The 24,806-nt window shown below is 62.2% G+C and carries 21 protein-coding genes and 6 pseudogenes; 21 read left to right on the top strand and 6 right to left on the bottom strand.

Translation table 11 applies throughout. The features are described from left to right. Positions 1–144: 144 nt before the first annotated feature. The 6 genes and pseudogenes from E8F12_RS23990 to E8F12_RS23965 form a co-directional block, all read left to right on the top strand. Positions 145–762, top strand: a pseudogene (locus E8F12_RS23990) (ATP-binding protein); the annotation flags it as partial. 417 nt (positions 763–1,179) lie between these two features. Then, positions 1,180–2,262, top strand: coding sequence for an efflux RND transporter periplasmic adaptor subunit (locus E8F12_RS23985; RefSeq protein WP_280327691.1), 1,083 nt, complete (start codon positions 1,180–1,182; stop codon positions 2,260–2,262). A 23-nt stretch (positions 2,263–2,285) separates the two neighbouring features. After that, positions 2,286–5,453: a multidrug efflux RND transporter permease subunit gene (locus E8F12_RS23980; RefSeq protein ID WP_280327690.1), complete on the top strand. Its 3,168-nt coding sequence runs from the start codon at positions 2,286–2,288 to the stop codon at positions 5,451–5,453. Positions 5,454–5,983: 530 nt separating this feature from the next. Next, a complete protein-coding gene (locus E8F12_RS23975) occupies positions 5,984–6,337 on the top strand; it encodes a glutathione S-transferase family protein (protein ID WP_348532434.1) in 354 nt (117 codons plus the stop codon). After that, a complete protein-coding gene (locus E8F12_RS23970) occupies positions 6,256–6,729 on the top strand; it encodes a PhzF family phenazine biosynthesis protein (protein ID WP_348532433.1) in 474 nt (157 codons plus the stop codon). Before E8F12_RS23975 ends, E8F12_RS23970 begins: the two co-directional genes overlap by 82 nt. Before the next feature lie 98 nt (positions 6,730–6,827). Then, entirely contained in the window at positions 6,828–7,277 is a 450-nt protein-coding gene (locus E8F12_RS23965) for a Rid family detoxifying hydrolase (RefSeq protein ID WP_280327687.1), read from the top strand. Positions 7,278–7,474: 197 nt separating this feature from the next. Here E8F12_RS23965 and E8F12_RS23960 read toward each other — a convergent pair. Further along, positions 7,475–7,882, bottom strand: a pseudogene (locus E8F12_RS23960) (transposase); the annotation flags it as partial. 301 nt (positions 7,883–8,183) lie between these two features. Here E8F12_RS23960 and E8F12_RS23955 point away from each other — a divergent pair. Genes E8F12_RS23955 through E8F12_RS23945 form a run of 3 tightly spaced genes read left to right on the top strand, consistent with a single transcriptional unit; the run spans position 8,184 to position 10,031 of the window. Next, a complete protein-coding gene (locus E8F12_RS23955) occupies positions 8,184–9,140 on the top strand; it encodes a cyclase family protein (RefSeq protein WP_280327707.1) in 957 nt (318 codons plus the stop codon). Between the two features lie 41 nt (positions 9,141–9,181). Next, positions 9,182–9,661, top strand: a complete 480-nt coding sequence (locus tag E8F12_RS23950; protein ID WP_280327685.1) for a RidA family protein — start codon at positions 9,182–9,184, stop codon at positions 9,659–9,661. 4 nt (positions 9,662–9,665) lie between these two features. Further along, positions 9,666–10,031: a VOC family protein gene (locus E8F12_RS23945; RefSeq protein ID WP_280327684.1), complete on the top strand. Its 366-nt coding sequence runs from the start codon at positions 9,666–9,668 to the stop codon at positions 10,029–10,031. A gap of 262 nt (positions 10,032–10,293) precedes the next feature. On the opposite strand, the pseudogene E8F12_RS23940 reads toward E8F12_RS23945, so the two are convergent. From E8F12_RS23940 to E8F12_RS23925, 4 genes and pseudogenes are all read right to left on the bottom strand, one after another. Then, a pseudogene (locus E8F12_RS23940) lies at positions 10,294–10,596 on the bottom strand (transposase); the annotation flags it as partial. A 50-nt stretch (positions 10,597–10,646) separates the two neighbouring features. Further along, positions 10,647–10,862, bottom strand: a pseudogene (locus tag E8F12_RS29950) (phosphohydrolase); the annotation flags it as partial. 117 nt (positions 10,863–10,979) lie between these two features. Continuing rightward, positions 10,980–11,597 carry a tyrosine-type recombinase/integrase gene (locus tag E8F12_RS23930; protein WP_280327683.1) on the bottom strand — a complete coding sequence of 206 codons (618 nt, stop codon included), beginning with the start codon at positions 11,595–11,597 and terminating at the stop codon, positions 10,980–10,982. A 140-nt stretch (positions 11,598–11,737) separates the two neighbouring features. Beyond that, positions 11,738–14,563 (bottom strand): winged helix-turn-helix domain-containing protein, encoded by a 2,826-nt coding sequence (locus tag E8F12_RS23925; protein ID WP_280327681.1) that lies wholly within the window; start codon positions 14,561–14,563, stop codon positions 11,738–11,740. Positions 14,564–14,819: 256 nt separating this feature from the next. Between E8F12_RS23925 and E8F12_RS23920 the strand changes: the two genes are divergently transcribed. The 6 genes and pseudogenes from E8F12_RS23920 to E8F12_RS23895 all read left to right on the top strand — a co-directional run. Next, entirely contained in the window at positions 14,820–15,881 is a 1,062-nt protein-coding gene (locus E8F12_RS23920) for a hypothetical protein (RefSeq protein ID WP_280327680.1), read from the top strand. A gap of 155 nt (positions 15,882–16,036) precedes the next feature. Next, a complete protein-coding gene (locus E8F12_RS23915) occupies positions 16,037–16,861 on the top strand; it encodes an alpha/beta hydrolase (RefSeq protein WP_280327679.1) in 825 nt (274 codons plus the stop codon). A gap of 53 nt (positions 16,862–16,914) precedes the next feature. After that, positions 16,915–17,484 (top strand): cysteine hydrolase family protein, encoded by a 570-nt coding sequence (locus E8F12_RS23910; protein WP_280327678.1) that lies wholly within the window; start codon positions 16,915–16,917, stop codon positions 17,482–17,484. Beyond that, positions 17,481–18,221 carry a hypothetical protein gene (locus E8F12_RS23905; protein WP_280327677.1) on the top strand — a complete coding sequence of 247 codons (741 nt, stop codon included), beginning with the start codon at positions 17,481–17,483 and terminating at the stop codon, positions 18,219–18,221. The genes E8F12_RS23910 and E8F12_RS23905 overlap by 4 nt, the downstream gene beginning before the upstream one ends. 49 nt (positions 18,222–18,270) lie before the next feature. Then, a pseudogene (locus E8F12_RS23900) lies at positions 18,271–18,881 on the top strand (isochorismatase family cysteine hydrolase). A 13-nt stretch (positions 18,882–18,894) separates the two neighbouring features. Next, positions 18,895–19,059: pseudogene (locus tag E8F12_RS23895) on the top strand (catalase); the annotation flags it as partial. 256 nt (positions 19,060–19,315) lie between these two features. Here the strand turns inward: E8F12_RS23895 and E8F12_RS23890 are convergent. Then, entirely contained in the window at positions 19,316–19,984 is a 669-nt protein-coding gene (locus E8F12_RS23890) for a glutathione S-transferase N-terminal domain-containing protein (RefSeq protein ID WP_280327705.1), read from the bottom strand. Between the two features lie 167 nt (positions 19,985–20,151). Here E8F12_RS23890 and E8F12_RS23885 point away from each other — a divergent pair, with 167 nt between their 5' ends. From E8F12_RS23885 to E8F12_RS23860, 6 genes are all read left to right on the top strand, one after another. Further along, positions 20,152–21,069 carry a LysR substrate-binding domain-containing protein gene (locus E8F12_RS23885; protein ID WP_280327675.1) on the top strand — a complete coding sequence of 306 codons (918 nt, stop codon included), beginning with the start codon at positions 20,152–20,154 and terminating at the stop codon, positions 21,067–21,069. Positions 21,070–21,258: 189 nt separating this feature from the next. After that, a complete protein-coding gene (locus E8F12_RS23880) occupies positions 21,259–21,894 on the top strand; it encodes a flavodoxin family protein (protein WP_280327674.1) in 636 nt (211 codons plus the stop codon). A 338-nt stretch (positions 21,895–22,232) separates the two neighbouring features. After that, entirely contained in the window at positions 22,233–22,976 is a 744-nt protein-coding gene (locus tag E8F12_RS23875; protein WP_280327673.1) for an SDR family oxidoreductase, read from the top strand. Between the two features lie 75 nt (positions 22,977–23,051). Continuing rightward, complete coding sequence (locus E8F12_RS23870) at positions 23,052–23,339, top strand: DUF1427 family protein (protein WP_280327672.1); 288 nt, start codon at positions 23,052–23,054, stop codon at positions 23,337–23,339. Between the two features lie 80 nt (positions 23,340–23,419). Continuing rightward, a complete protein-coding gene (locus E8F12_RS23865; protein ID WP_280327671.1) occupies positions 23,420–23,743 on the top strand; it encodes an antibiotic biosynthesis monooxygenase in 324 nt (107 codons plus the stop codon). A gap of 48 nt (positions 23,744–23,791) precedes the next feature. Beyond that, a complete protein-coding gene (locus E8F12_RS23860) occupies positions 23,792–24,667 on the top strand; it encodes an NAD(P)-dependent oxidoreductase (RefSeq protein ID WP_280327670.1) in 876 nt (291 codons plus the stop codon). The last annotated feature ends 139 nt before the right edge of the window (positions 24,668–24,806 follow it).

Raw genomic sequence — 24,806 nt, 5'->3', positions numbered from 1 at the left:
AGTGGAGGTATCCCGTGGCTGTGGTTGCAAAGGCCTGAGATGGCATCAACGCCAGCAGGAACCGTTAAGGAGACGACACTTATGCAACAGCTCATGGTTTCGGACGTCGGCGGCTGCGAAAACCTGACCGCAGGGAACGTGCTGATGCTCGCCGCCATCTCCCACGACCTGCAAACGCCCATTGCGCGCATGAAGCTGCGGGTCGAGCAGATGGACGCTTCGCCGGAACGTGACCGACTGTGGAGGGATCTGGAAGAAATGCAGCACCTGATCCATGCAGGCTTGGCTTATGCACGCAGCATGGAGAGTGTCAACGAAGCCCTGTGCCGGGCGGACCTCGATGCTTTCCTCGACTGCCTGGTCTGCGATTACCAGGACAGCGGCCAGGCGGTGAGCCTGGGCGGACGCAGCGGCGTACTGCTGGAAACCCGCCCCCATGCCCTGCGCCGGGTGCTGACGAACCTGATCGACAACGCTTTGAAATTCGGCGGCAGCGCCCAACTGGAAGTGCAACGGGATGTAGAAGGCAAGGTACTGGTACAGGTGCTCGACAACGGTCCGGGTATCGCCAAGGAGGAACTGGAGGAAGTGTTCAAGCCGTTCTATCGGGTCGAGAGCTCCCGTAACCGCAGCACCAACGGTATTGGCGTCGGGCTGGCCATCGCCCTGCAGCTGAGTCAGGCCCTGGGCGCCCGCCTGAGCCTGCGCAACCGCGAGGGCAGTGGGTTGTGTGCGCAACTGGAACTCGGCGCCACGACCTGAGAGGACTGTACACAAGACACATTCGGCACAAGCCGCCTTCTTAGAGGCGGCTTGTCCCGGATTGCAGCACCTGTTTTTGCAGAGAGCGGCAGCGACCGGCTGATTGAACGAATCGACTCGCGTCACGCCGATTCCGCCAGCAATTAAGCAGCCTCCGGCGCATTGGCCTAGAAGAACTCTAAGCGACCAGGAAACGCCAGCGCCACGGACGGCGACCAAACAGTTAGATAACTTCGTTAGGCATCCTTGATTGCGGCCTGATGAGCACGACTTATTCCGTAACCAAAACGCACCCCGCAGCCAAGATGCGGACGGAGAACTATTGTGACCACCCTCTCCCAATATATAAGAATCTCAACTCGGGAAGTTCGCTCATTGGCCTGCAATAAGATCCCGGCTTTCGCATTGGTTGCGACCATGTCGCTGGTGCTTGGTGCCTGCAAGGAAGGTGCAGCGGATACGACGGTGCCAAGCGTGGCGCCCACCGTTGATGTCGCCAAGGTCGTGCACAAGGAAACCCAGCAATGGAACGAGTTCAACGGCCGCATCACCGCAACCGATGCCGTTGAAATTCGTCCGCGGGTAAGCGGCTACATTCGCCAGATCGCGTTCGAAGAGGGAAGCGAAGTCAAGCGCGGCGACTTGCTGTTTGAAATAGATCCGCGCCCGTTCGAGGCCGAACTGAACAGTGCCCTGGCGCGCCTGCAACATGCCCAGGCGGCGTTGACACTGGCCAGGGCCCAGGACAAGCGCGCTCAGCGCTTGTTGCCGACCAGCGCCATTTCCAAGGATGCCGCTGATTCCAAGCGTGCAGCCCTGGTACAAGGCGAAGCGGCGGTAAGAGAAGCGAAGGCCGCGGTGGCGGTCGCGAAGCTGAACCTGGAGTTCACCCAGGTCCGTGCCCCGATCGATGGCAAGGTCAGCAACGCGCTGCTGACACTCGGAAACCTGGCCGTTGCCGACCAGTCGGTGCTGACCCGAGTCGTATCGATCAACCCCATCTACGTGTACTTCGATCCGGACGAAAAGAGTTTCCTGAACTATGCGCAAAAGAGTCAGGAAACCAACAAAACGAGTTTTTCCATCCGCGTCGGCCTGGCTAACGACGAAGGTTTCCCCCATTCCGGTACGGCGGACTTTCTGGACAACGTCCTTGACCCTCTGACCGGAACAATTCGTGCGCGCGCCACGCTGGACAACTCGCACCGCAAGTTCACTCCTGGCCTCTTTGCCAGAGTGCAACTGGCAAACATCGAGAAGACCGATGCGATCCTGGTCGACGACAAGGCGATCCTGACCGATCAAAACAAGAAGTACGTCTATGTGCTGACCAAGGACAACACGGTCAGGCGTAAGGACATCATCCTTGGCGAACTGACCGAAGAAGGGCTTCGTATCGTTGCGAAAGGGCTTTCGAAAGATGACCGCATCGTAGTCAACGGCTTGCACAGGGTTTCCAGCCCAAGTGCGGCTGTTACTCCCGTTGAAGTCACCATGTAAACCACAGAAAGAACGGTGGTCAAATGAACTTCTCAAAGATATTCATCGAAAAGCCCATATACGCAATCGTACTTTCCCTGGTGATCTTCGCCCTTGGCCTGGTATCCATTCCGCTGCTGCCGGTCGGCGAGTACCCGGAAGTGGTGCCGCCGAGTGTCGTGGTCCGCGCCGTCTATTCCGGGGCCAACCCGAAAGAAATCGCGGAAACCGTCGCAACACCCCTGGAGGAGGCCATCAACGGGGTTGAAGGGATCATGTACATGAAATCCGTTTCAGGCTCGGATGGCTCGTTGCAAATCATCGTCACCTTCCAACCCTCGGTGGACCCTGACACCGCTGCGGTAAGAGTGCAGAACCGGGTCAGCCAGGCGCTGAGCCGCCTGCCGGATGAAGTGCGTCAGTATGGCGTGACTACGCAGAAGAAGTCGCCCACCCCGTTGATGTACGTGAGTTTGTACTCCGAGGACCCGAAGTACGACTCCCTGTATCTCCGCAACTACCTGACGCTGAACGTCAAAGACGAACTCTCGAGAATCCAGGGCATCGGGGATGTCGGGCTGTACGGCGCGGGCGACTACGCCATGCGCGTCTGGCTGGACCCGCACAAGCTGGCCTCGCGCGGGCTCACAGTAGGCGATGTAACGACCGCGATCCGGGAGCAGAACGCCCAGGCCTCCGCCGGTCAACTGGGTGCGGAACCTTCGCCCCAATCGACGAATTTCCTGATTCCCATCAGCGTGCGCGGTCGCCTGAAAACCGAAGAGGAATTCAAGGAAGTCGTGCTCAAAGTCGGTAAGCAAGGCCAGGTCGTGACGCTTGCCGATGTGGCCAGGGTCGAGCTCGGTTCCGGCGACTACACCATGCGCGTGCAGGAGAATGGACAGAACGCCACGACCATCGGTGTGTTCCTTACTCCGGGGGCCAATGCCCTGGAGGTGGCCGATGCGGTCTATGCCACGCTCGACAAGCTGTCCGCGGATTTCCCGGAAGGCGTCGACTATCAAGCCGTGTGGGACCCCACGACATTCGTGCGGGACTCGATCAGTTCGGTGAAGACTACCCTGATCGAAGCCGTGGTCCTGGTCATCCTGGTGGTCATCCTGTTCCTGCAAACCTGGCGGGCCTCGCTCATCCCGCTGGCGGCGGTACCGGTGTCCGTCGTCGGCACCTTCGTGTTCCTGCTGCTGCTCGGCTACTCCATCAACACCCTGACCCTCTTCGGCTTGGTGCTGGCGATCGGCATCGTCGTCGATGACGCCATCGTGGTGGTCGAGAACGTTGAGCGCTACATCGCCGAGGGGCTGACGCCGAAAGCCGCCGCACACAAGGCCATGCAGGAGGTCTCCGGCCCGATCATCGCCATCGCGCTGGTCCTGTGTGCCGTCTTCGTGCCGATGGCCTACCTCTCGGGGATCACGGGCGAGTTCTACAAGCAGTTCGCGGTGACCATCGCCATTTCCACCGTCATCTCCGCGATCAACTCGCTCACGCTGTCACCGGCACTGGCCGCCAAGCTGCTCGTGCCCCACTCCGCGCCGAAGGACAGGTTCGAAAGACTGCTCGCCTACTGCTTCGGCTGGCTATTCAAGCCGTTCAACCGCTTCTTCCTGAGAAGCTCAAACGGCTACGGTTCTGCGGTCAGCAAATCGCTTGGGCGCCGCGGTATGTTCCTGGCGTTCTACCTGGTCCTGCTGGGCGGTACGGCGTTCCTGTTCAACCTGGTTCCGGCCGGCTTCATTCCGACCCAGGACAAACTCTACCTGTTCAGTGGTGCCCAGCTCCCGGGCGGCGCTTCCCTTTCCAGAACAGCAGAGGTGGCGCGCCAAATGAGCGAGGCGGCGCGCTCTACCGAAGGGGTCGAGCAGGTATCCGACTACATCGGCTTCAATGCCCTGCAATCGGTGAACACCCCGAACGTCTCGGCGTCCTATGTGGTGCTGAAGCCGTTCTCCGAGCGGACAAGAAGCGCAGCGGAAATCAACGCGGAGTTGAACGAGAAGTTCTCGCAGATCAAGGGCGGCTACACCTACGCCCTGATGCCCCCGCCAATCCAGGGACTCGGCAACGGCTCGGGTTATTCCCTGTACCTGAAGGACCGCGCGGGGCTCGGTTATCCCGCGCTCAGCGACGCCCTGACCAAGCTCCAGGCGGAGATCGCCGCAACGCCCGGGATGTCCTATCCGGTGACGTCCTACCAGGCCAATATCCCTCAGCTTGAAGTTGTTGTAGACAGGGTAAAGGCCAAGGTCCAGGGGGTTTCCGTGAAGGAGATCTTCGAGACCCTGCAGACCTACCTCGGCGCGGTGTATGTCAACGACTTCAACAAGTTCGGCCGCGTGTATCGCGTCATGGTCCAGGCCGATGCGGCCTATCGGCAGAAGGTCAGCGACATCGAAAACCTGCGCGTGCGCAGCAGCAGCGGCGCCATGGTGCCCATTGCCTCGGTAGTACGCGTCGAACAAAGCTTCGGTCCAGACCCGGTCATCCGCTACAACGGCTATCCCGCCGCCGACCTCATCGGCGGAACCGACCCGCAGGTCCTGTCTTCCTCCCAGGCCATCGGGAAGATCACCGAAATCGCGGCGAAGGTCCTGCCGCCGGGATTCGAACTGGAATGGACCGACCTCAGTTACCAGGAGGTTACCCAGAGCAACTCCGCGATCATCGTCTTCCCGGTCGCGATCCTGCTGGTCTTCGTGACGTTGGCCGTGCTGTACGAAAGCTGGATATTGCCCTTCTCGGTGATCCTGATCGTACCGGCCTCGATCTTCTCCGCCCTCTTCGGCGTCTGGCTGAGCGGTGGCGACAACAACATCTTCGTGCAGGTCGGTCTGGTTGTCCTGATGGGGCTGGCATGCAAGAACGCCATTCTGATCGTCGAGTTCGCACGCGAACTCGAAATGCAGGGACGAGAGACCATCGAGGCCACTATCGAGGCATGCCGGCTACGTCTGCGTCCCATCATCATGACCTCGATCGCGTTCATTGCCGGGTCGGTGCCGCTGCTGCTGGGCCAGGGCGCCGGTGGTGAGATTAGGCTGTCCACCGGGGTGACGGTGTTCGCCGGCATGCTGGGGGTCACCTTGTTCGGACTCTTCCTGACGCCCATCTTCTATGTGGTCATGCGAAAGCTGTCCGGAGAATTGCTCGCCCGGACGAAGGATGAGCATCTGCTGCCTGACGCAAGCTGACTGCCATTCACCTCAATAGCGACATTGAGCGCCAGCAACACCTCCAGAGTTCCACCGGTGTTGCTGGCTGATCCAAAAACCCTGGGATTTTCCGGCCTAAGCCAGTTAATGGCGGCGAGCGGCGCGCCGATCAAGCGAAAATGCTTGCTCCCAGTACTACGACCAATAGAGCCATAGTTAGTCGATGCAACTTGGGACCAGAACCTCCCAGCCCAGTAAAGCGGCTGCGGGGCGCCCTGACCCGGGCTCGCTAGCCCTATAGCCAAGGTGACGCCCAGGCCGCGCCAAACCCTGACCAGCCTCGAGCAACCGTAATGCCAAGGTGACCCCTATGAACTGGCCCGTCTTGATCGCGACCCGCCCCCTTTCAGAGCCGCACATAGAACGCCACCTGGTTCAGTGGCTGCCTGAGGCGACGTGGATGCTGACACCGCAAACGGAGGATGGGCGACTCAGGTTACTGAAGCTTTCAGCCGCCCCATGCATCGAGTCGGTTCAAGAGATGCTTCAAGCAGCCTGACGGAAACCCCATGGGCCAAGTTCCAGTTCTGATGCTTCCAGACGGCAGCGTGATGACGGAAAGCGCAGCGATGGCCATCTACCTCGCTGACGCTTTTCCAGATGCCCAGCTAGCGCCGGGCCTCGCCTCGCCGCTCCGCCCTCGATACTTGCGCTGGATGGTGTTCCTTGCTGCCAATTCCTATATGACCGAAGGCCGATGGGATTTCCCTAGCGGCTACACCGACGATCCCAACGGCGCCCACGGCGTCAAGTCGGCGGCGATCCGGCTGATGGCCAAGGAATGGGACATCTTCGCCGAAGCCTTGGGCCGCGGCCCGTTCATCCTCAAGCCGACTACCGTGCTCGCATCTATACTCCGATGAACGAATTGCCCTTTGCCGGGCATCCTACGGCGGCTGCCGCGCATTCCGTGTTGACCCGCTATCCCGACAAGGCCAATGCGATGCTGCTCCGGCAGGAGTGCGGCAGGGGCATCGTGCCGGTCGAAGTTCTGCCTACGAGTTCAGGCGGCAAGCTGCTGCGAATGACGCAAGGCGCGCCAGCCTACAGCGACGCGGGATTGTCCCGTGAAACCGTGGCGAGAATGCTTGGCTGCGCAGAGTCCGACTTGGCTGAGAGCCCCTTCGAGGTGGTGTCGACGGGAGTGCCGTGGCTCAGTAGTAGCCGCAGTCGAGTTCGCCCTGGGTCAACGGGCAGAAAACACAATGTAATAACAGCGGGCATACGCAATGGTTTGATGTTGCGCAATAAGTGAAGTGATGGTGAAAGAACAATGACCCCGCTGAGTGCAGGCGATGGCGTTCGGCGGGGGGCCTCCACCGTTTGAATTTACTCATCCCAAAAGGAGGAAGCATGAAAAACGTACGAGCGTTTGCAGTAGGTGTGTGTGCTCTTTTTAGCATTGCTGCTGCCTCGGCTGAAACACAGTTCTTGAACTCAGGGAAAGTGCTGAAAGGGGAGTTTCCATTTTCGGAAGCAGTCAAGGTTGGAGGCATGCTCTATCTGTCTGGTCAGATCGGAATTGTACCCAGTACCCAGAAACTGGCACCGGGTGGTATCGAGGCAGAGTCTCGCCAAGCGATGGAAAACATCAAAACTGTTGTAGAGGCACATGGGTATTCGATGAAAGACATCGTGAAGTGCACGGTCTTCCTCGTAGACCTGAACGAGTGGGGCACGTTCAACGATGTTTACAAGAGCTACTTCGTCAACAATCAGTATCCAGCCAGGAGCGCTTTAGGCGTAAATGCATTGGCGCTTAATTCTCGCGTCGAAGTTGAGTGCGTGGCGGCGAGCTCTTAATGCCGCATTTGGTTGGCGAATCGACGTAATTGTTAACTTATTTGTCGCCGCAAGGAATGCCAATTCCTCGAGAATCAGGCAAGGCAGGAAATTAAGTTCAACTCCTGGTTTGTTTGAGCTCAAGTTTTATGTAAATCTTCAGCGACCTATCGAAAGCGCTCCATAAACCCCACCTCCCGCTGGTAGGGTTTTGTGTTTTACAGTGACGTCGTTGACTTGCAGCTCCACGGCAACAGCGCTTCGTAATCCTCGACGCTGTTGGCGGTCGACAGGTGCTCCAACACATGGCGCAGCCAGGCATAGGGTTCCTGGCGGTTGGCCTTGGCGGTTTCCACCAGGCTGTAGAGTTGGGTGCTGGCGGTGGCGCCTTTGGGCGTGTCGCTGAACAGCCAGTTTTTGCGGCCGATTACGAAGGGCCAGATGGCCCCCCCGGCGGCGTTGTTATCGATCGGCAGGTAGCCGGCCTCGATGTAGCGCGCGAGTCGGCGCCAGTTGCTCGCCAGGTAGTTCACCGCCTTGCCCAGGGCATTCTGCGCGGCGACCTGCGGCGTGTCCTGCCGGCCTTCATGGATGATCCGCGCCATGTCTATGCGGTCTATCCGACCAGCCGCCATCTTCAACCCAAGGTAACAGCCTTCGTGGAATTTCTGGCCCGTCGCCTGCCTTCCCTCATGAATGACTACAGTAGCCTCCGAACGGCCGTACAATCTCGCTGCCGCCAACCGCTATTCTTGACCGGTAGCGAAAACTGTCCGCACCACGACGGGCTTAATCCCTCGTCACACTATCCTTAGGATGATGTCCATCGAACAGATCGACTTCACAAAGGAAGCAAATATGAAACTCTCGCGTAAACTTCGCGTGGTCGGCCTGCTCTTGCTCGGCAGCGCCAACCTTTCGGCGCAAATGGCCCATGCCGAAGACAACGCAAAAGCGCCCGTTGCCGCCAGCGGCCAAGAAGTCGGCACCAGCCCGTGGGGCCCGGACGATGAAATCGGCCGCCTCAACCTGATGACGCCGGAATCGCGCGCCGCCATCCTGTCACGCATCAAGGGCGGCAAGGTATATGACCTGGCGACCGACTATTATGTCGGCATGCCAAGCTGGCAGGCTGCGGGCGATCCACATTACCAGTTCTGGATGACCCATACGCCGCGCGGCACCGAGGTGGATGACCCGATGGGCGTCGGCAAGGAAATGAATGCCACCCGCAGTTACACGGGAGCGGCATTTTCCATGTACACCCATACCGGCACCCACATCGACGCGCTCAACCATTTCGGTATTCACGGTAAGATCTGGAATGGTTTCAAGGCCGACGAGCACCTGGGCGATCGCGGCTGGAAGCGCACCGGGATCGAAAAGTTTCCGCCACTCATCGCCCGGGGCGTCATGATCGATATTGCCGCGGCCAAGGGCGTCGACATGCTGCCGGACGGCTATCGGATCACCCGTCAGGATATCAAGGACGCACTGGCACGCCAGAAATCCACCGTGCAGAAAGGCGACATTGTCCTGATCCGGACCGGCCGGATGAAACTGTTCAACGACCCGCAAGCCTATATGGCAAACCCTCCCGGCATGGGACTGGATGCGGCACGCTACCTCGTCGAGGATAGCGGCGCGATGGTGGTCGGCGCGGACAATCTGAGCTTCGAAGCCTTTCCTTCGGAAGTGCCGGACGATTATGTTCCGGTCCACACCTATCTGCTGGCCGAGCAGGGCGCTCCGATCATCGAGTTGATCGCACTCGATGAGCTGTCAAAGGACAAGGTCTATGAGTTCGCTTTTATTGGCGGCCCATTGAAACTCCGTGGTGGCGATGCAGCGCCCCTGCGTCCGGTTGCCCTGCCACTCAAGTAGCGCAAGCACCGGAATTATTACGGAAAACAAAGGAGGCGCTTATGATCACGCGCAGCAATCCCGCGGTGGGCTACATGGCCGCGGACGTGTTCAAGACCAACGCCTTTACCCAAACGATCAGGGCAGGCAATACGCTATACCTGTCCGGGATCGCACCCCTTAAGGGAGAACTCAATAGTCTGGAGCTGGTGGGCGAAGGCAGCATGCAGGTCCAGACCGAGTGGGTCCTGGAGATTCTCAAACGGTGTCTGGCGGCAGAGGGTGCCACTCTGCGCAACTGGGTGGCGCAGACGGTTTACGTCACCGATATTGCCGAGTCTATCAAGACGATGGCGATCTTTAACGAGTTCTTTGGGGAACATACACCTACAAGCACACTGGTCGAGGTCAAGGGGCTATTTCATCCCCAGCAGATGACAGCTCATCGGCCGTCCAACCGAGGAAATCCAGATGTCACATGGCCCGACGCCCAGCGTAATCTTCACCATCCTGGGACTCGATCACGTCGTCCTCCGGATTAGCGACATGGCCCGCATGGAGCGCTTCTATTGTGATGTGCTCGGCTGCACCGTCGAGCGCCGCGACGACTCGTTCGGGCTGATCCAGTTGCGCGCTGGGCGGGCTTTGGTCGACCTTCTCGACGTCGCGCTACCTGCCGGTCGCGCGGGCGGCGCTGCGGCCGGGCTTGGAGGCCGCAATATGGATCATTTCTGCCTGCGTATCGAACCCTTCGATGGGCAGGCGCTCAGGTCCTATTTCGCCGCGTGTGGTGTCGAGGCGAGCGACGTGCTGCTGCGCTTCGGCGCCGAGGGCAACGGGCCGTCGATCTATATCTACGATCCCGAGGGAAACACCATCGAGCTCAAGGGGCCGCACTCAAGCCACCTATAGACAGTCTTGAGATGCATGGCCTTCTCGAGCTTTCAACAGAGTCGACCCTTTGCTGCCCTTCAGCACGTTGTCCCGACGGCCGCTCTGCAGCCAGGCCGTGTAAAAACGCAGCGGGTGATGGATTGCTGGATATTGAATGGTTTTAGCCGCGTCCAGCGGCCTCGTGGGCGCTTGGCGTGTCCATCCGAGGCATTCAGTTGGTTCGGGCAAGTGCGGCTTCCACGATGCAGGGCAACGAGTTCAGTGGGCAGCCAACGGGGTTTCAGGCCTTCAATGCCGCCATCAGCGAGCTATTGCCCAGCAGGTTCAGCACCCGTTTGAAGTTGTAGGCGAGCACATGCAGGCTCATTTCCGTGCTCACCCGCTCGAGCGTTCCGGTGAGGAAATGGGTGGCGCCCATCCAGGCCTTCAGCGTCCCGAACGGATGCTCCACCGTTTGGCGGCGGATGCGCATCATCTCCGGTTCCTGATCCAGGCGAGCCTACATTGCCTCGAGCACCGACTCATGTTCCCAGCGACTCACCCGGCGCTCTGAGCTGGGTGTGCAGTGTGCTTTCAACGCACACTCTTGCCCCTCAGTTATCGAATGGAGCGTTGTGGATCAGCTCGCATGCCGATCAGGGCGATTTCTGATTGCTTGCGGTCTGCGATACCGGCGCTGGAATGAAGAGAGATCGCATCCCAGACAAGCCCCGCTTTCGATTCCGCGTAACCGTTCGATAGCAGGAATCGGCTGGCCGCGTCAGCGCTATCGACTTCAAAGCGTTGGTCGGCGGACAACTCGTTGGTGAGCCCCAAGTCATGCAACAGCGCAGCGAGGTAAACGGTTTTGCCACTGGCACTGCGTTGATCGTGCCGCCACTCGGCTCTTCTGAGCGTGTGCCCCTTGCCATATGGCCGCTTCTGGCCGGTTAGCGACGGTCTGACTCCTACCGTCGCTATGCATGGTCAGACCTCGGTCTGTTCCGCCATCTCCAGGGCGTCATCGACCTCAATCCCCAGGTATCGAACGCTGCTCTCAAGCTTCATATGGCCAACCAGGAGTTGGACGGCCCTCAGGTTCTTTGTTCTGCGATAGATCAGCGTTGCCTTAGTGCGTCTCATCGTGTGGGTGCCATACATGGCTGGATCAAGGCCAATGGCTTTCACCCACGCTTTGACGATTCGAGCGTATTGCCGGGTGGAGAGATGGTCTGAGGTATGCAGCCGGCTCGGAAAAAGGCAGTCCTGGCTGCTGAGCTGGGCTTGGTGTATCCAGGTTTCCAGAGCCGACCGTGTTTGCTCTGTAATCTCAAACTGCACTGGTCGCTGAGTCTTCTGCTGCATCACGATGACTCGCGATGACACGTGCTCACCATGGGCAACGTCGCGCACACGCAGCTTGGTTAAGTCGCAGGCTCGCAGCTTGCTATCGATGGCCAGATTGAAGAGCGCCAGATCCCGGGTTCTCTCCGCGATTTGGAGCCTTACCCGAATGGCCCAGATGTCTCTGAGTCGGAGTGGGGCTTTTTGCCCGACCAATTTTCCTTTGTTCCAAGGTTGATGGCCGCAGGTTGCAATATTCATGGCTTGTCCTCCATGTGAGGGAGGGCAAGGATGACCAGCCCGTGCAAGGGGCGCTAACCGGCCAGAAGCTGCCCGTCATGACTGGCGGAAATCGGCCAAAAACGAACGTTGGCAAATGGCAGCCGTTGTAGGATGTGGTGTCAGCCGAGCAGTTTGACGAGTTGACGGGCCGCTTCGAAATCAGCTGTACCAAAGCCTTCAGAGAACGAGTCCATCAGCTCGGTGAGTTCGCGGGCGGCGCGTGTCTGCTTGCCTTGCCTAATCCACAGCCGCGCTAGGCTTGTTGTGGCGCGTAGCTCCCAGGACTTCAGGCCACGCTCACGGGCCATCCGTTGGGCCTTCAGCAGCAGTTTCTCACCCGGCCCGGACCGGCCGGTATCGCTGGCGACGAGCAGCAGGTCGCCCTGGCAGCGGATCAGTTCCGGCAGGGCCGAAAGGTCGTCGGCACCGGTGGCGTGGTCGATCGCCATGTCGATCAGACGCAGCGCCTCGCCCAGCCGCTCGCGCTGTGCCAGCAGCGTGCACAGCGCCGAGGTGTAGGGCGCGAGGTAGGAGGCGAAGCGGACTCGGCCCAACTGTTCCAGCGCCGGGCAAATGACCTTTTCGTAGGCGTCCTGCTCGCCTTGCCAGAGGCGGTACAGCCCCCGCCAGAATTCCCCACCCCAGAACTGCCCGGCGCCTATCGGATGAGCATTGAGATGCTGCCAGCCGCGGGCGTCGAGCAACTGCTGGCTGGGATAGGCGAGGGCAGGCAGGCCGCCGATCAACAGGTTGATCGAGCAGGTGCTCATGGTGAGCACGTGCCAGCGGCTGGCCAGATGGCCGCAGGCGTGCGCCTGATGCTCCGCTTCCTGCAGCGTCCTGCTGGCCTGATCGGGAAAGCCCTGCAGCCAGAGGGTGTAGGCGAGGGCGCAGAGCGCTGCGACCTTCTGGTCGTAGGCATAGCGCAGGATATGCCGCTGCCGGAGGTTTTCCGGGTACTGCCGTAGAACGTCCTGGAGCCCCTCACGGGCTACCTCGATTTGACCTAGGCACAGCCTGGATAGCGCGACCATGCGCTGCGCCACCAGGGCATCGCCGGCGTCGGGTCGGCGATGCGCCAGGCGCAGGAAGTCTTCGGCGATCTGCAGATTCTGCACGTAGGGGCCATTTAGATAACCGTGCGCCCAGATGCCCCAGGTGGCCAGTGCCTGATGGTCGTAATCGTCCAGGCGGTTGGCGATGCTTCGCGCATGCTGGAACGCTTCCCTCGTTTCGACCGTTGCGCCGGTGTAGAGCAGGGCCTTGCCGCGTGCGGCTTCCAGTTTCATCACCTTGCGCTCGAAGAGATCGGGAGTGGCCAGGTGGGAGAGCGCCCGGCTGGCGCTGACCAGACATTCGGTGACCTGCGAGCGCTGCAGCCAGAAGGGCAGGGCGGCGATGCTCAGATCGATACCGAGCACCGAATCGTTGCCCTGGTCCAGCGTCCAGTGAAGCGCTTCGCGCAGGTCTTCCTGCAGCGCCTCGCACAGCGCGCAGCGTGGCGACTCGCCGAGCTCCCAGAGCGACGAGGCGCTGGAAAACACCTCCAGCAGGTACAGCGCATGTCGGCGGCGGGAAGCCGATTCCTCGCCGCATGCGGCCAGTTTCTCGACGGCATGGCTGCGGGTGGTTTCCAGCAGCCGATACCTGCCCCCGTTACTGTGCTGGCTCAGGCCCATTAGGGATTTGCTCACCAGGCCGTCGATGCCTGCGCCGATTTCTTCGGTGCCCAGGTCGACGGCGACACCGACCGCCAGGGCTCCTTCCAGGCCGAACGATCCGGCGAACACGCTCAGGCGGCGCAGCAGTGTCTGCTCTCGTTCCGACAGCAGGTTGAAGCTCCAGTCAAGCGTGGCCCGCAGCGTCTGCTGCCTCGGCAGAGCGGAGCGGCTGCCACCGGCGAGCAGGTCGAGTGCGCCATCGAGGCGCTCGGCCACGTCCAGAAGCCCCAGTGTGGCCACCCTGGCGGCCGCCAACTCGATGGCCAGCGGGATACCGTCCAGACGGCGACAGATGCGGGACTTGAGTTGCATGGCCTGGTCTGGTTCCAGCGGATCGATCTGGCCATGCTCCTGGCGTGCCTCGAACAGGCGTACCGAGCTGCAGGCCGCCACGTCCCGGGCCGCCGCGCCGGGCGCGGGCGTCACGAGCGGCCCGACGCGATAGAGGTGCTCTCCTTCGACCCGCAGGGGCTCGCGGCTGGTGGCCAGAATCTGCAGGGTGGCGTTGGCCCGGAGCAGGGCCTCCACCGCGCTGGCCGCTGCATCGATCAGGTGCTCGCAATTGTCGATGACCAGCAGGATGCGGCGTCCGCTCAGGCTGCCGGCGATCTGCTCCAGGCTGGCCTTGCCGCTGGCGGGGGCCAGCCCCAGCGCGGCGGTGATGGTCGGGATGAGAAATTCGGCGGTGGACAGCGGCGCCAGATCGGCGAGGCAGACGCGGTCGGGGAACAGCGTGACGAGGTCGTGCGCGCATTCAAGCGCCAGACGGGTCTTGCCGATGCCGCCGGAGCCGATGAGCGTGACCAGGCGCTGCTGGTGGATACTGTCGGCCAGTTCGAACAGCGCTTCTTCCCGGCCTATCAGCCGTGATACGCCGAGCGGAATATGCAGGTTCGCGGAAGGCGGCGAGGCGGGCGGCTGGCCGGTGAACTGATAGCCTCGGCCGGATACGGTGCGGATCGAGTTGCGCTCCGGTCCCAGTGCTTTGCGCAGCAGCGAAACCTGTGCCTCCAGGGTATTTTCCTCGACGATGCGGCCGGGCCAGACGGCCCGCATCAGCTCGTCTTTGCTGACGACCTGGCCCTTGGCCTCAAGCAAGGCGACCAGCAGATCGAAGGCGCGGCCCTGCAACTCCACGGACTGTCCATGCACCCGCAACAGACGCCGCGCTGGGGTGACTTCGCAGTGGCCGAAGCGGATCGGGGAGTACGACGGTTGATTCATGGAGCGGTCTCGCGCTCAGTTGGGGTTCGACGTTGAACGGCGAAGTTAAGTCCCGGAGATTTGCCGTGTCGACGAAGCCCAGCGTTTTTTATTGCCATGGTGCCTGAAGCTAAACACAGAATTCAGGAATCTTCAGGTTTTCCCAAGGACCTGATGCCGCCGTCTCGCTAGCCTCCCGTTAGTACAGGTTTCCGGCCCCGACACGTGTGTCGCCGGACCTTCGGGAGGTTCCATGCGTGCGCCGAGACGAATAGGAATGGTCCTGCTGCTGTGCCTGCCTGCTTGCATCGTGATGGCGGAGCCGGCTCAGGTGGACGTGCAGCCGTTCGCGCTGTTGCCCGAGGATGTGCGTTATCCCGAAGGGCTGGCCGTCGCGCCGGATAGCGGCGAGGTGTTTGTCGGCACCTTCGATGCCCGCACGCCGGCGGAGCAGCGCAACAACCAGGTACTGCGGTTTTCCGCCGAGGGCGCACTACTCGCCCGCAAGGCGTTCGGTGCGACGCCGTTAACAGGCCTGGCCGTTGCCGGTGGTCAGCTGTACATCCTCAACTTCGGCGCCGGCAGCCTGCAGCGCTTGCCGCTCGATTTTGACCAGGAGAGTGCGGTTGAGACCCTGACGACCTTTCCCAGCCTCAAGCCTTCCGCGCCCGATGCCCGTGCGGTGAACAATCCCGATGGCAGCCAGGACCGCATCGAGTTCGGTTCCAGCGGCATGCCCGCACCCAACGGCATGGTGTTCGACCGGGCCGGCAACCTCTACGTGTCGGACTCCTTCAAGGGCGCGATCTTGCGCGTCGCCGATGCGACCCGTTGTCGACCCTGCAAGGCCGAGGTCCTGGCGCGTGATCCGCTGCTGGCCACCAGCGGTTTCCTGCCTTTCGGCGCCAATGGCCTGGCCTTCAGCGCCGACGAGTCGCTGCTCTACATCAACAACGCCGGTGATGGCCGCGTGTTGCGCATGCGCATGCGGAGCGGCACCCCGGAGGTCCTGGCGGAGAGCCTGCCCGGCGCGGATGGGTTGATGTTCCACCAGGGGCTGCTGTGGGTGGCCGCCAACCAGGTCGACCAGATCGTTGCGTTGAACGAGCGTGGTCTGCCGGTCGCCAAGATCGGCGCCTTTTTCGGCCTGGCCGATGACGGCACGCCCCGTGGCCTGCTGTTCCCCGCCAGCACCGCCATTCAGGGCGGACGAATGCTGGTCACCAACCTGGCGCTGCCGCTGACCGAAGCTTCCGGCGACGAGTGGGAAGAGCGCGTCACGCGCTGGAGCCTCGTGCAGTTCAGCCTGCCCGCCAACCTGCCTGGAGAGAATCAATGACAGCCGAGCAAGAAACGGCAGTGGACCCGCAGCGTCGTGCGCTACTGGTCGGTTCGGCCGTGGCGGTCGCTGCGCTGGCGTTGCCATTAAGTGGCTGCATGCACAGCGGTTCCGCGGACACCAACCCCCCACCCAGTAATGGAGAGAGAAGAAGCATGGGCACTATCACTACGCGTGACGGCACACAGATCTACTACAAGGATTGGGGCAGGGGGCCGGTCGTGGTCCTCAGCCATGGCTGGCCGCTCAACGCCGATAGCTGGGAGGCGCAGATGTTCTTCCTGGCCGCCAACGGCTACCGGGTGATCGCCCATGATCGACGCGGACACGGGCGTTCCAGCCAGCCGTGGGACGGTAACGAGATGAACACCTACGCCGACGATCTCGCCCAGTTGCTGGAACATCTGGACGTGCGCGGGGCGTCGCTGTTCGGCTTCTCCACCGGTGGCGGTGAGGTGGCGCGCTACATCGGACGCCACGGAACTTCGCGGGTGGCCAAGGCCGGGTTGATCGCGGCGGTGCCGCCGCTGATGGTTAAGTCCGAGAGCAACCCCGGCGGCTTGCCACTCTCGGTGTTCGACGGCATTCGCGCAGCCTCGATCGCCGATCGCTCGCAGCTGTACAAGGACGTCGCCAGCGGTCCGTTCTTCGGTTACAACCGGCCGGGTGCCAAGCCATCCCAGGGCGTGATCGACGCCTTCTGGATGCAGGGCATGATGTCCGGACACAAGAATGCCTATGACTGCATCAAGGCGTTCTCCGAGACCGACTTCACCGAAGACCTGAAGAAGTTCGACATCCCGACGCTGATCCTGCATGGCGACGACGACCAGATCGTGCCGGTGGATGCGGCGGCACGCGCCTCGGCCAGGCTGATGCCCCACGCCAAGCTGGTGATCTACCCCGGCGCTCCCCACGGCATCACCGACACCCACAAGGAAAGACTCAACGCGGACATGCTGGCGTTCCTGCGCGCCTAGGCATGCATTCGCCCGCCGACTCCCGGCTGGGCCCGATCGACAGGAGAGACGAGATGAGCGGCAAGAAAGCATTGATAGTGGTGGATATCCAGAACGACTATTTCCCCGGCGGGCTGTGGACCCTGAGCAAGGTCGAGGCGGCCGCCGCCAAGGCCGCTCAGGTTATCGCGGCGTTCCGCGACAGCGGCGACTTGGTGGTGCACATTCGCCACGAGTTCACCAGCCAGGACGCGCCGTTTTTCCGGCCGGGCAGCGAGGGCGCGCAGATCCACCCGAGCGTCATCAACCAGCCCGGCGAGCCCGTGGTGTTAAAAAACTACATCAACTCGTTCCGCGAGACCCAGCTGAAGCCGATCCTCGACAAGGCCGGCGTGGACGAAGTGGTGGTAGTTGGCAACATGAGTCACATGTGCGTGGATGGCATCACCCGCGCGGCGGTGGACTACGGTTACCGCACCACCGTGCTGCACGACGCTTGCGCGACCCTCGACCTGGAGTTCGATGGGGTGAAGGTGCCGGCGGCCCATGTCCATGCGGCCTTCATGGCGGCGCTGAGCTTCGGTTATGCACCGGTGGTGTCGACTGCCGAGTACCTCGGTCAGCATGCGAGGAGCGCCGCATGAAGCGCGTCCTGGCGCTCTCGCTGACCAGCGCATTCGCGACCTCGGCACTGGCCCACGAGTCCAGCGGCATTCATAGCGAGAAGACCGACAAGGTCGACGCGTCCTTCGACCTGGTGCACACGCGGGTCTTCAAAGAGGGCGAGTTGCTGGTATTCGAGCAACTGGTGGACGGCGAGGCAGGTAGCCGCACATCGTCGCCCAAGGGCAGCTTCGCCTCCGCCGAGGTCTACAGCTACGTCTGGCCGACCAGCCTGGACAGCGGCAGCGTGGGTTTCGAGCAGGACTCCGGAATCCTCGCCCTGGCGCTGACCTCGCACCCGGACTTCGACGATACCCCTCACCTGGACGAGAACGTCGACGGCAAGAAGGACAACGACGGCGGCCTGTGGCATTCGCACTGGGTGGTGCTGACCAAGGATCAGACGTGCGGGCCGTCCGGGCTCAAGGTGCGCGACATTCCCGAGGGCGCCAAGCCCAAGCTTCCGCCGACCTGGCCCGGAGCACCGATCTACATCGACTCGCCCGGTTACGACCTGAGCGTCAAGCAGGATGCCGCGCGCATCCGCGTGCCGCTCAAGGCGGTGGGCTTCCCGGAAACCTTCAACTACGACGGCGTGACCGCCGCCCTGCAGGTCAATGCCGACCTGCACAACCCGTTGCTGTGCGTGTCCAGCGTGTGGGACGTGGCCTCCGGCGAGCTGACCCTGCCGGCCACCTGGAAGGCTACCGACAAGTGATGAACCACGCGGCGCCCAACCGGCGCCGCTTCACTTCGTGGAGTACATCATGGGTTATTCGAAACAGGACACCGGCCTGCTGCTGGTCGACCCCTACAACGACTTCCTCAGCGAGGGCGGCAAGCTTACCGGGCTGGCCAAGCCGGTGGCCGAGCGTCTCGGCACCCTGGCCAACCTGCGCGCCGTGGTGGCCGCCGCGCGCCGGTCCGGCATCTGCATCTTCTACGTGCCGCACCACCGCGCGCGGCCCAGCGACTTCCAGGGCTGGCTGCACCCCAGTCCCTACCAACTGGGCGCGGCGAGCGCCCAGGTGTTCGCCGTCGGCAGCTGGGGCGGCGAATGGCACCCGGACTTCCAGCCCCATGACGGGGACGTGGTCGTGCAGGAGCACTGGGGCGGCAGCGGCTTTGCCAATACCGACCTCGACCTGCACCTCAAGCAGCACGCGGTGCGCCGGGTGATAGTCGTCGGCCTGCTGGCCAATACCTGCATCGAGGCCACCTCGCGCTTTGCCGCCGAACTGGGCTACCACGTCACCCTGGTGCGCGACGCCACGCGGCCTTCTCCGAGGAGGCACTGAACGCCGCCCACGAGATCAACGAGCCGACCTTCGCCCACGCCATCGTCACAACAGCCGACCTGATCGGCGCATTGGCCTGAGGATCAACCTGTCATGTCGAAGAACAAGCTGACCAACGCCGTCGGCGCCCCCGTCGTTGACAACAACAACACCCAGACCGCCGGCCCGCGCGGCCCGGCGCTGCTGCAAGACGTCTGGTTTCTGGAGAAGCTCGCCCACTTTGACCGCGAGGTGATTCCCGAGCGGCGCATGCACGCCAACGCACGCCGTTGACCTCGGCTTTGCCATCCTGAATTCTCGTCGCTGCCGACTAGACCTCGGCCGCAGGAGTGTCAAGGGCTGCCGCATTGGCCAACCCATGGAAGGCGGTAGAGACAAGAGTGAGGGTGGACGCCAGGATTGTCGCAATCAGCGATGCGGGCATGGTCTTCTCCGATTTCGTCTAGGGTGAACAGAGGGATGGCCTGGGCGGCGAATGACCGCTACGCCCAGGCTGTGCCAATTTCAGGTGCGGTCAGGTGTTCTGCGGGAACAGCGCGCGGCGGGTTTCCTCGTCGAAGTCGGCTTTGAGGGTTACCTTGTCTTTCAGTGTGTGAGCGCGCTGCGCGGCGGGCCGGTCGGATATTTCATCGAACAGGCGCTTGACGTTGGGGTAGGCGGCCAGGCCCTGCTCACCAAAGATGTACGGCGCGTAGTTGGCCCAACCCCACAGTGCCATGTCAGCAATGCTGTACGCCCCGCCGACCAGGTAGCGGGAGTCGGCCAGGCGCTCGTCGAGAATGGCGTAGTGGCGCTCGACTTCCTTCAGGTAGCGGTTGCGCGCATAGGGCAGCGCCTCTGGCGCGTGGTGGAGGAAGTGCACGGCCTGGCCGGAGAAGGGCGATAGGCCGGTGGCGATGAAGAACAGCCATGACAGCAATTCAGCTCGGCCCTCTACCGAGGTGGGCAGAAACTGCTGGTGCTTCTCGGCCAGGTGCAGAAGGATGGCTTGGGAGTCGAACAGCGTAGCCTCGCCGTCAGCCAGGGCCGGGACCTTGCCGTTTGGGTTGATCTTGCGGAAGGCCGGCGAATGCTGCTCGCCCTTGAAGGTATCGACGGCGATCAGCTCATAGGGAAGCTGCAACTCTTCCAGCAGAAGGGCGACTTTCATCGGGTTCGGAGAGGGGTGAAAGTAGAACTGGATCATGGGGCGTACTCGGTGGCGGAAGGTGTGTGCCCGGCGCGGAGGATGCCCGGCTCAGGCCCTGTGGCTGCACCTGGTCTGGCAGGGGCAACCGTGGGGCCATGTTGGACGAGCCGGCGCAGCCAGACGTACCATCGATTAGGTGTCGACCTTCGAAGGTTTCGAACATGTTTTCTCAGGAAGAACTTGCCTTGCTGGAGGCCATCCGCGAAACCGGTAGCCTGTCCCGCGCCGCGGCGCAACTGGGCAAAGCGCCCTCCACCGTCTCCTATGCCGCCCGCCAGTTGGAGGAGCGCTTCGATGCGCTGCTGTTCGACCGCCGACGCTATCGCCTGCAGTTGACCCCGGCCGGCCAGTTGCTGGTGCAGGAGGCGGCGCGGCTCAGCCAGGACATGGCGCGCCTGACACAGCGCGTGCAGCAGGTGGCCAACGGTTGGGAAAGCCGCTTGTGGATCGTCACCGACGAAGTACTGGAGTTCGAAACCCTGCTACCGATGATCCAGTCCTTCGATAAGCTGAAGTCGGGGGTCCCCTTGCGGATCACCCACGAGGTCCTGCGCGGCACCTGGGAAGGGTTGCGCGACGGTCGAGCGGATCTGGTGATCGGTGCGACCAACGAACCGCCCAAGATTGCCACGCTGCGCTGGTTCGAGCTGGGGGTGATGGAGTGGGTTTTCGCCATTTCGCCCAGGCATCCGCTGGCCCGCGTCAAGCAACCCATCAGCCGGGACATGCTGGCGGAACATCGGGCGGTCGTGGTCGCGGACACCTCGCGCAGTGCCGAGGGACGCACTTACGGAGTGTCGGCGGGGCAGGGCACCCTGGCGGTGCCCAGCATGCGGGCGAAAGTGCTTGCCCAGCGCGCCGGACTGGGGGTCGGTTGGTTGCCCCGCCAACGCGTGCTGGCGTTGCTGGAACGGGGGGAACTGGTAGAGAAGGAGACGACCGATCCGCGTGAGCCGAACATTCTCTATGTCGGCTGGCAGGGGGATCACCAGGGGCGCGCCATGGAATGGTGGCTGGAGCAGCTGCGCCAACCGACGTTGGCAGCTCGACTGATTCAGGGGCTTCCCATTCCCGTTTGAGTTCGGCTCAAGCTCGCCCGCACTCCTCAAGGTCAGAACTGCGGGCTGGCGGGAGCAATCAACAGAACGTTCGACACATTCGAACGAGTGGCTCGAGATATTGGTGCGTCAATCGAACAGGTGGCGCGCAGTATCTGCCTCAAGTCGCAGCCAATCCCTGGTCGGCTCCCTGAACCTTGAGGACACGTCATGACTACCCAAACTCGCGTTGCCATCGTTTATCACAGTGGCTATGGCCACACCGCGAAGCAGGCGCAGGCCGTAGCCAGTGGCGCAGGTCGTGTCGCCGACACTGAAAGCCTGCTGATCAGTGTTGAAGACATCGACCAGTACTGGGAAATCCTGGAAGGTGCGGATGCCATCATCTTCGGTTCGCCGACCTACATGGGCAGCGCCTCGGCCCAGTTCAAAGCCTTCATGGATGCAACCTCGAGGACAGTGTTCGCCAAGGGCGGCGTATGGATCGACAAGATCGCGGCCGGCTTCACCAATGCCGCCTCACGTTCCGGCGACAAACTTGCGACCTTGCAGCAGCTCTCGATCTTCGCCGCCCAGCATGGCATGCACTGGGTCAATCTGGGCTTGCCGCCGGGGCACAACAATTCCAAGTCGACCGAGGATATGTTGAACCGTCATAGCTTCTGGCTCGGCGCCGCGGCGCAGTCGGATGCCGATGTAAGCGCTGAAGTCGCGCCGCCAAGCGCGGACCTGCTTACGGCTGAACACCTCGGTGCTCGAGTTGCCGAGGTGGCGCGCCAGATGGCGGCCGGGCGGCGCGTACTGGCAGGGATGCAAGGTCTGCAACAAGAAACCGCACTTTCCTGATTCCGGATATCGCTTCGGAAACCACTCAGCCCGCTTGACGGCGGGCAAGGAGTGTCGGGTCCGCTCGCCAGCGCTGTGCGCGGTTTTCTGCGGGTGGAGGTGATTCTCGCCTCGGTTTGGCTTGCCCGGCGAGTACGTTCGATGAAGTCGAACGAGTCCGCCAAGATACTGGTACGTCATCCGCGAGGGGCTGCTCCACCATTGATTGCCGACCGCTCGAATGGCACCAGTGTGTGGGCCAGTCCGGGGTGTTCCCGGTAGCGGCTAGTCTTTAGAGGCGGCCCAGGAGCCCTGGCGCCGCCCCGCATTTCACGCCCTTGCTCATCAGGAGACATGACATGACTCAGACTCTTTCCGGCAAAGTTGCCTTCGTAACCGGCGGCGGCCGTGGTATCGGTGCTGCCATCGTCCGTCGCCTGGCTCGCGAAGGCGCCACGGTGGCCTTCACCTATCAAAGCTCGACTGCCGCCGCCAACGAACTGGCGGCAGAGGTTGCCGCCGCAGGTGGTCGTTCCATTGCGCTGCAGGCCGACGTCGCTGACGCTGCGTCGCTCACCCGTGCCATCGACAGCATTGCGCAGCAACTGGGCAAGATCGACATTCTCGTCAACAACGCAGGGGTGCTGCTACTGGGCACGCTGGACGACTTTTCGCTGGAGGACTTCGACAAGACCCTGGCGATCAACGTTCGAGCGGCCTTCGTTGCGGCCAAGGCTGCCGTGCCGCACATGGGGCAGGGGGGCCGGATCATCAATATCGGCAGTTGCAACGCAGAGCGCATGCCGTTCCCCGGTGGCAGCGCCTATGCCATGAGCAAGTCGGCACTGCAGGGCCTGGTACAGGGCCTGGCCCGCGACCTGGGACACAAGGGCATCACTGTCAATAACGTGCAGCCTGGCCCGACCAACACCGACATGAATCCGGAAGTGGGCGATTTTGCCGAGGCCATGCACGGCATCATGGCCCTCCAGCGCCATGCCCACCCAGACGAAATCGCCGCAATGGTGGCCTACGTGGCCGGCCCGGAAGCGGGCTTCGTAACCGGGGCCAGCCTGACCATCGACGGTGGCTTCAACGCGTGAGTGAAGGTGTCCGTATGTCCCTGGGGACACGCGGCCATCCTGCTATCCGCCCAGGCGAACACGGACCGAACCATCATGAAGATTTATCTGCTTTCCCTGGCGACAGGTGTATTGGTCGGCTCGATCTATGCGGTGCTGGGCGTTCGCTCTCCGGCGCCACCGATCATCGCCCTTGTTGGGCTGCTCGGCATTCTGCTGGGCGAGCAACTCGTTCCGTTCGCCAAGCGGATCGGCGCAGGCCATTCGCCAAGTGACGCCGGGCACTCGATGGAGTGGATGCCCTCGGTCGGTGGAGTCTCGCAAGAGCAGCCACCCAAAGAGGGGCCCAGCGCCTCCGGCAAGGATGCCAACAGCAGCAGCTGAACGCGGGAACGAACACCGAACCGCACATCACCTCATATGAACCCTGCGTGAGGCAGGGCAACTATCGCCGGAGAATTCTCATGAGTCAGACCATTGCCTTCATCGTCCACCTGCCGGGCAAGCCGGAACATCGCGAAGAGCTCGAATCCAAGCTCCTGTACGTGCTCGATCAGATGTCCAAGGAGCCCGATTTCATCAACACCTATCTGCATCGTTCGGTCGAAGACCCAGACACCCTCGTACTCTTCGAAACCTGGGCCTGCAGTGAGCAGCATTTCCGGGATCACCACCTGAACGTCGACTATCGCAGGGACTACGAGGCTATCCTCCCCTCGTTGCTGAAGGCGCCGCGCACCCTGGAGTTCCTTGACCCGGTTCGCAGCTACCTGAAAGCAGTCGAGTGACCGTCGAAGCCGGCGCTCGCCGCCTTTTCTAAAGAAGAGGGTATCGTCATGCAAATTGGGTTCCTGGGGTTAGGCGCCATGGGGCAACCGATGGCAGCCAACCTGCTAATGGCAGGCCACGACGTATGCGTCTGGAACCGCTCCCGCGAGGCGGCCACGGAGTTGGCGGCCCAAGGCGCCACAGTCGCTGATTCGCCAGCCGAGGCTTTTGACGCCGAGGTGGTCATCTCCATGCTTGCGGACGACCATTCGACCCGCGAGGTGATCCTCGATAGCGGGGCATTGAACGTAGCCCGACCGGGGCTCATCCACCTGAGCATGGCGACTTTATCGGTGGCGTTTGTCTCCGAGTTGGTGGCGCGTCATGCCGAAGCCGGGCTGGCTTACGTCGCGGCCCCGGTATTCGGGCGCAGCGAGGTCGCCGCGGCAGGGCGGCTGAACATCCTGGTGGCCGGTCCCTCGGATGCCGTCGCCAAGGTCCAGCCGCTGCTCGATGTCCTGGGCCAGAAGTGCTGGCCGCTCGGGGTGGACCCGGTGCGGGCCAATGTGGTGAAGATTGCCGGCAACTTCATGCTGATCAGTGCCATTGAGGCCATGGGCGAGGCGTCGGCCCTGGCTCAGGGTCATGGCGTCCAGGCGGCGGAGCTGTTGGAGATTCTGACCAATACGCTGTTCGCCTCCCCAGTCTACAAAGGCTACGGTGCGCTGATCGCTGAGCGCCGCGTCACTGAGCCGGCGTTCAAGCTCGCCTTGGGACTGAAGGATGTCGGTCTTGCGCTGAGCGCGGGCGAGGCCAAGCATGTCCCGCTGCCGTTCGCCAGCGTCCTGCGCGATGCCTTGCTGGAGGCCATGGCCCAGGGCGAAGGCCAACTGGACCTGGCGGCCCTGGGCTTGCGCGCGATGAAGCGGGCTGGCCAGCTCTGAAGGACGGAACGCCAGGCTTTACCCTCTCTCGGCCATTCATCCCCTTCGAGGCCTCCATGGCCTCGAACTTTCCTTTGGCGCCTGTCCATAGGCACTGGTGTTCAGCTTCTCGGACTGGCGATCACCTTTGCGACAGCGC

It is taken from the genome of Pseudomonas sp. BN102, from assembly GCF_029871245.1.
In the GTDB taxonomy this organism is placed as follows: domain Bacteria; phylum Pseudomonadota; class Gammaproteobacteria; order Pseudomonadales; family Pseudomonadaceae; genus Metapseudomonas.
This window is presented reverse-complemented; position numbering and strand designations above follow the sequence as displayed.

What these genes read in the sequence shown, in the direction of transcription:
- E8F12_RS23985 (WP_280327691.1), top strand. Translation starts at nt 1,180, where the DNA reads ATGTCGCTGGTGCTTGGTGCCTGCAAGGAAGGTGCAGCGGATACGACG.
- E8F12_RS23980 (WP_280327690.1), top strand. Translation starts at nt 2,286, where the DNA reads ATGAACTTCTCAAAGATATTCATCGAAAAGCCCATATACGCAATCGTA.
- E8F12_RS23975 (WP_348532434.1), top strand. Translation starts at nt 5,984, where the DNA reads ATGGGCCAAGTTCCAGTTCTGATGCTTCCAGACGGCAGCGTGATGACG.
- E8F12_RS23970 (WP_348532433.1), top strand. Translation starts at nt 6,256, where the DNA reads ATGGGACATCTTCGCCGAAGCCTTGGGCCGCGGCCCGTTCATCCTCAA.
- E8F12_RS23965 (WP_280327687.1), top strand. Translation starts at nt 6,828, where the DNA reads ATGAAAAACGTACGAGCGTTTGCAGTAGGTGTGTGTGCTCTTTTTAGC.
- E8F12_RS23955 (WP_280327707.1), top strand. Translation starts at nt 8,184, where the DNA reads ATGGCCCATGCCGAAGACAACGCAAAAGCGCCCGTTGCCGCCAGCGGC.
- E8F12_RS23950 (WP_280327685.1), top strand. Translation starts at nt 9,182, where the DNA reads ATGATCACGCGCAGCAATCCCGCGGTGGGCTACATGGCCGCGGACGTG.
- E8F12_RS23945 (WP_280327684.1), top strand. Translation starts at nt 9,666, where the DNA reads ATGGCCCGCATGGAGCGCTTCTATTGTGATGTGCTCGGCTGCACCGTC.
- E8F12_RS23930 (WP_280327683.1), bottom strand. Translation starts at nt 11,597, where the DNA reads ATGAATATTGCAACCTGCGGCCATCAACCTTGGAACAAAGGAAAATTG.
- E8F12_RS23925 (WP_280327681.1), bottom strand. Translation starts at nt 14,563, where the DNA reads ATGAATCAACCGTCGTACTCCCCGATCCGCTTCGGCCACTGCGAAGTC.
- E8F12_RS23920 (WP_280327680.1), top strand. Translation starts at nt 14,820, where the DNA reads ATGGTCCTGCTGCTGTGCCTGCCTGCTTGCATCGTGATGGCGGAGCCG.
- E8F12_RS23915 (WP_280327679.1), top strand. Translation starts at nt 16,037, where the DNA reads ATGGGCACTATCACTACGCGTGACGGCACACAGATCTACTACAAGGAT.
- E8F12_RS23910 (WP_280327678.1), top strand. Translation starts at nt 16,915, where the DNA reads ATGAGCGGCAAGAAAGCATTGATAGTGGTGGATATCCAGAACGACTAT.
- E8F12_RS23905 (WP_280327677.1), top strand. Translation starts at nt 17,481, where the DNA reads ATGAAGCGCGTCCTGGCGCTCTCGCTGACCAGCGCATTCGCGACCTCG.
- E8F12_RS23885 (WP_280327675.1), top strand. Translation starts at nt 20,152, where the DNA reads ATGTTTTCTCAGGAAGAACTTGCCTTGCTGGAGGCCATCCGCGAAACC.
- E8F12_RS23880 (WP_280327674.1), top strand. Translation starts at nt 21,259, where the DNA reads ATGACTACCCAAACTCGCGTTGCCATCGTTTATCACAGTGGCTATGGC.
- E8F12_RS23875 (WP_280327673.1), top strand. Translation starts at nt 22,233, where the DNA reads ATGACTCAGACTCTTTCCGGCAAAGTTGCCTTCGTAACCGGCGGCGGC.
- E8F12_RS23870 (WP_280327672.1), top strand. Translation starts at nt 23,052, where the DNA reads ATGAAGATTTATCTGCTTTCCCTGGCGACAGGTGTATTGGTCGGCTCG.
- E8F12_RS23865 (WP_280327671.1), top strand. Translation starts at nt 23,420, where the DNA reads ATGAGTCAGACCATTGCCTTCATCGTCCACCTGCCGGGCAAGCCGGAA.
- E8F12_RS23860 (WP_280327670.1), top strand. Translation starts at nt 23,792, where the DNA reads ATGCAAATTGGGTTCCTGGGGTTAGGCGCCATGGGGCAACCGATGGCA.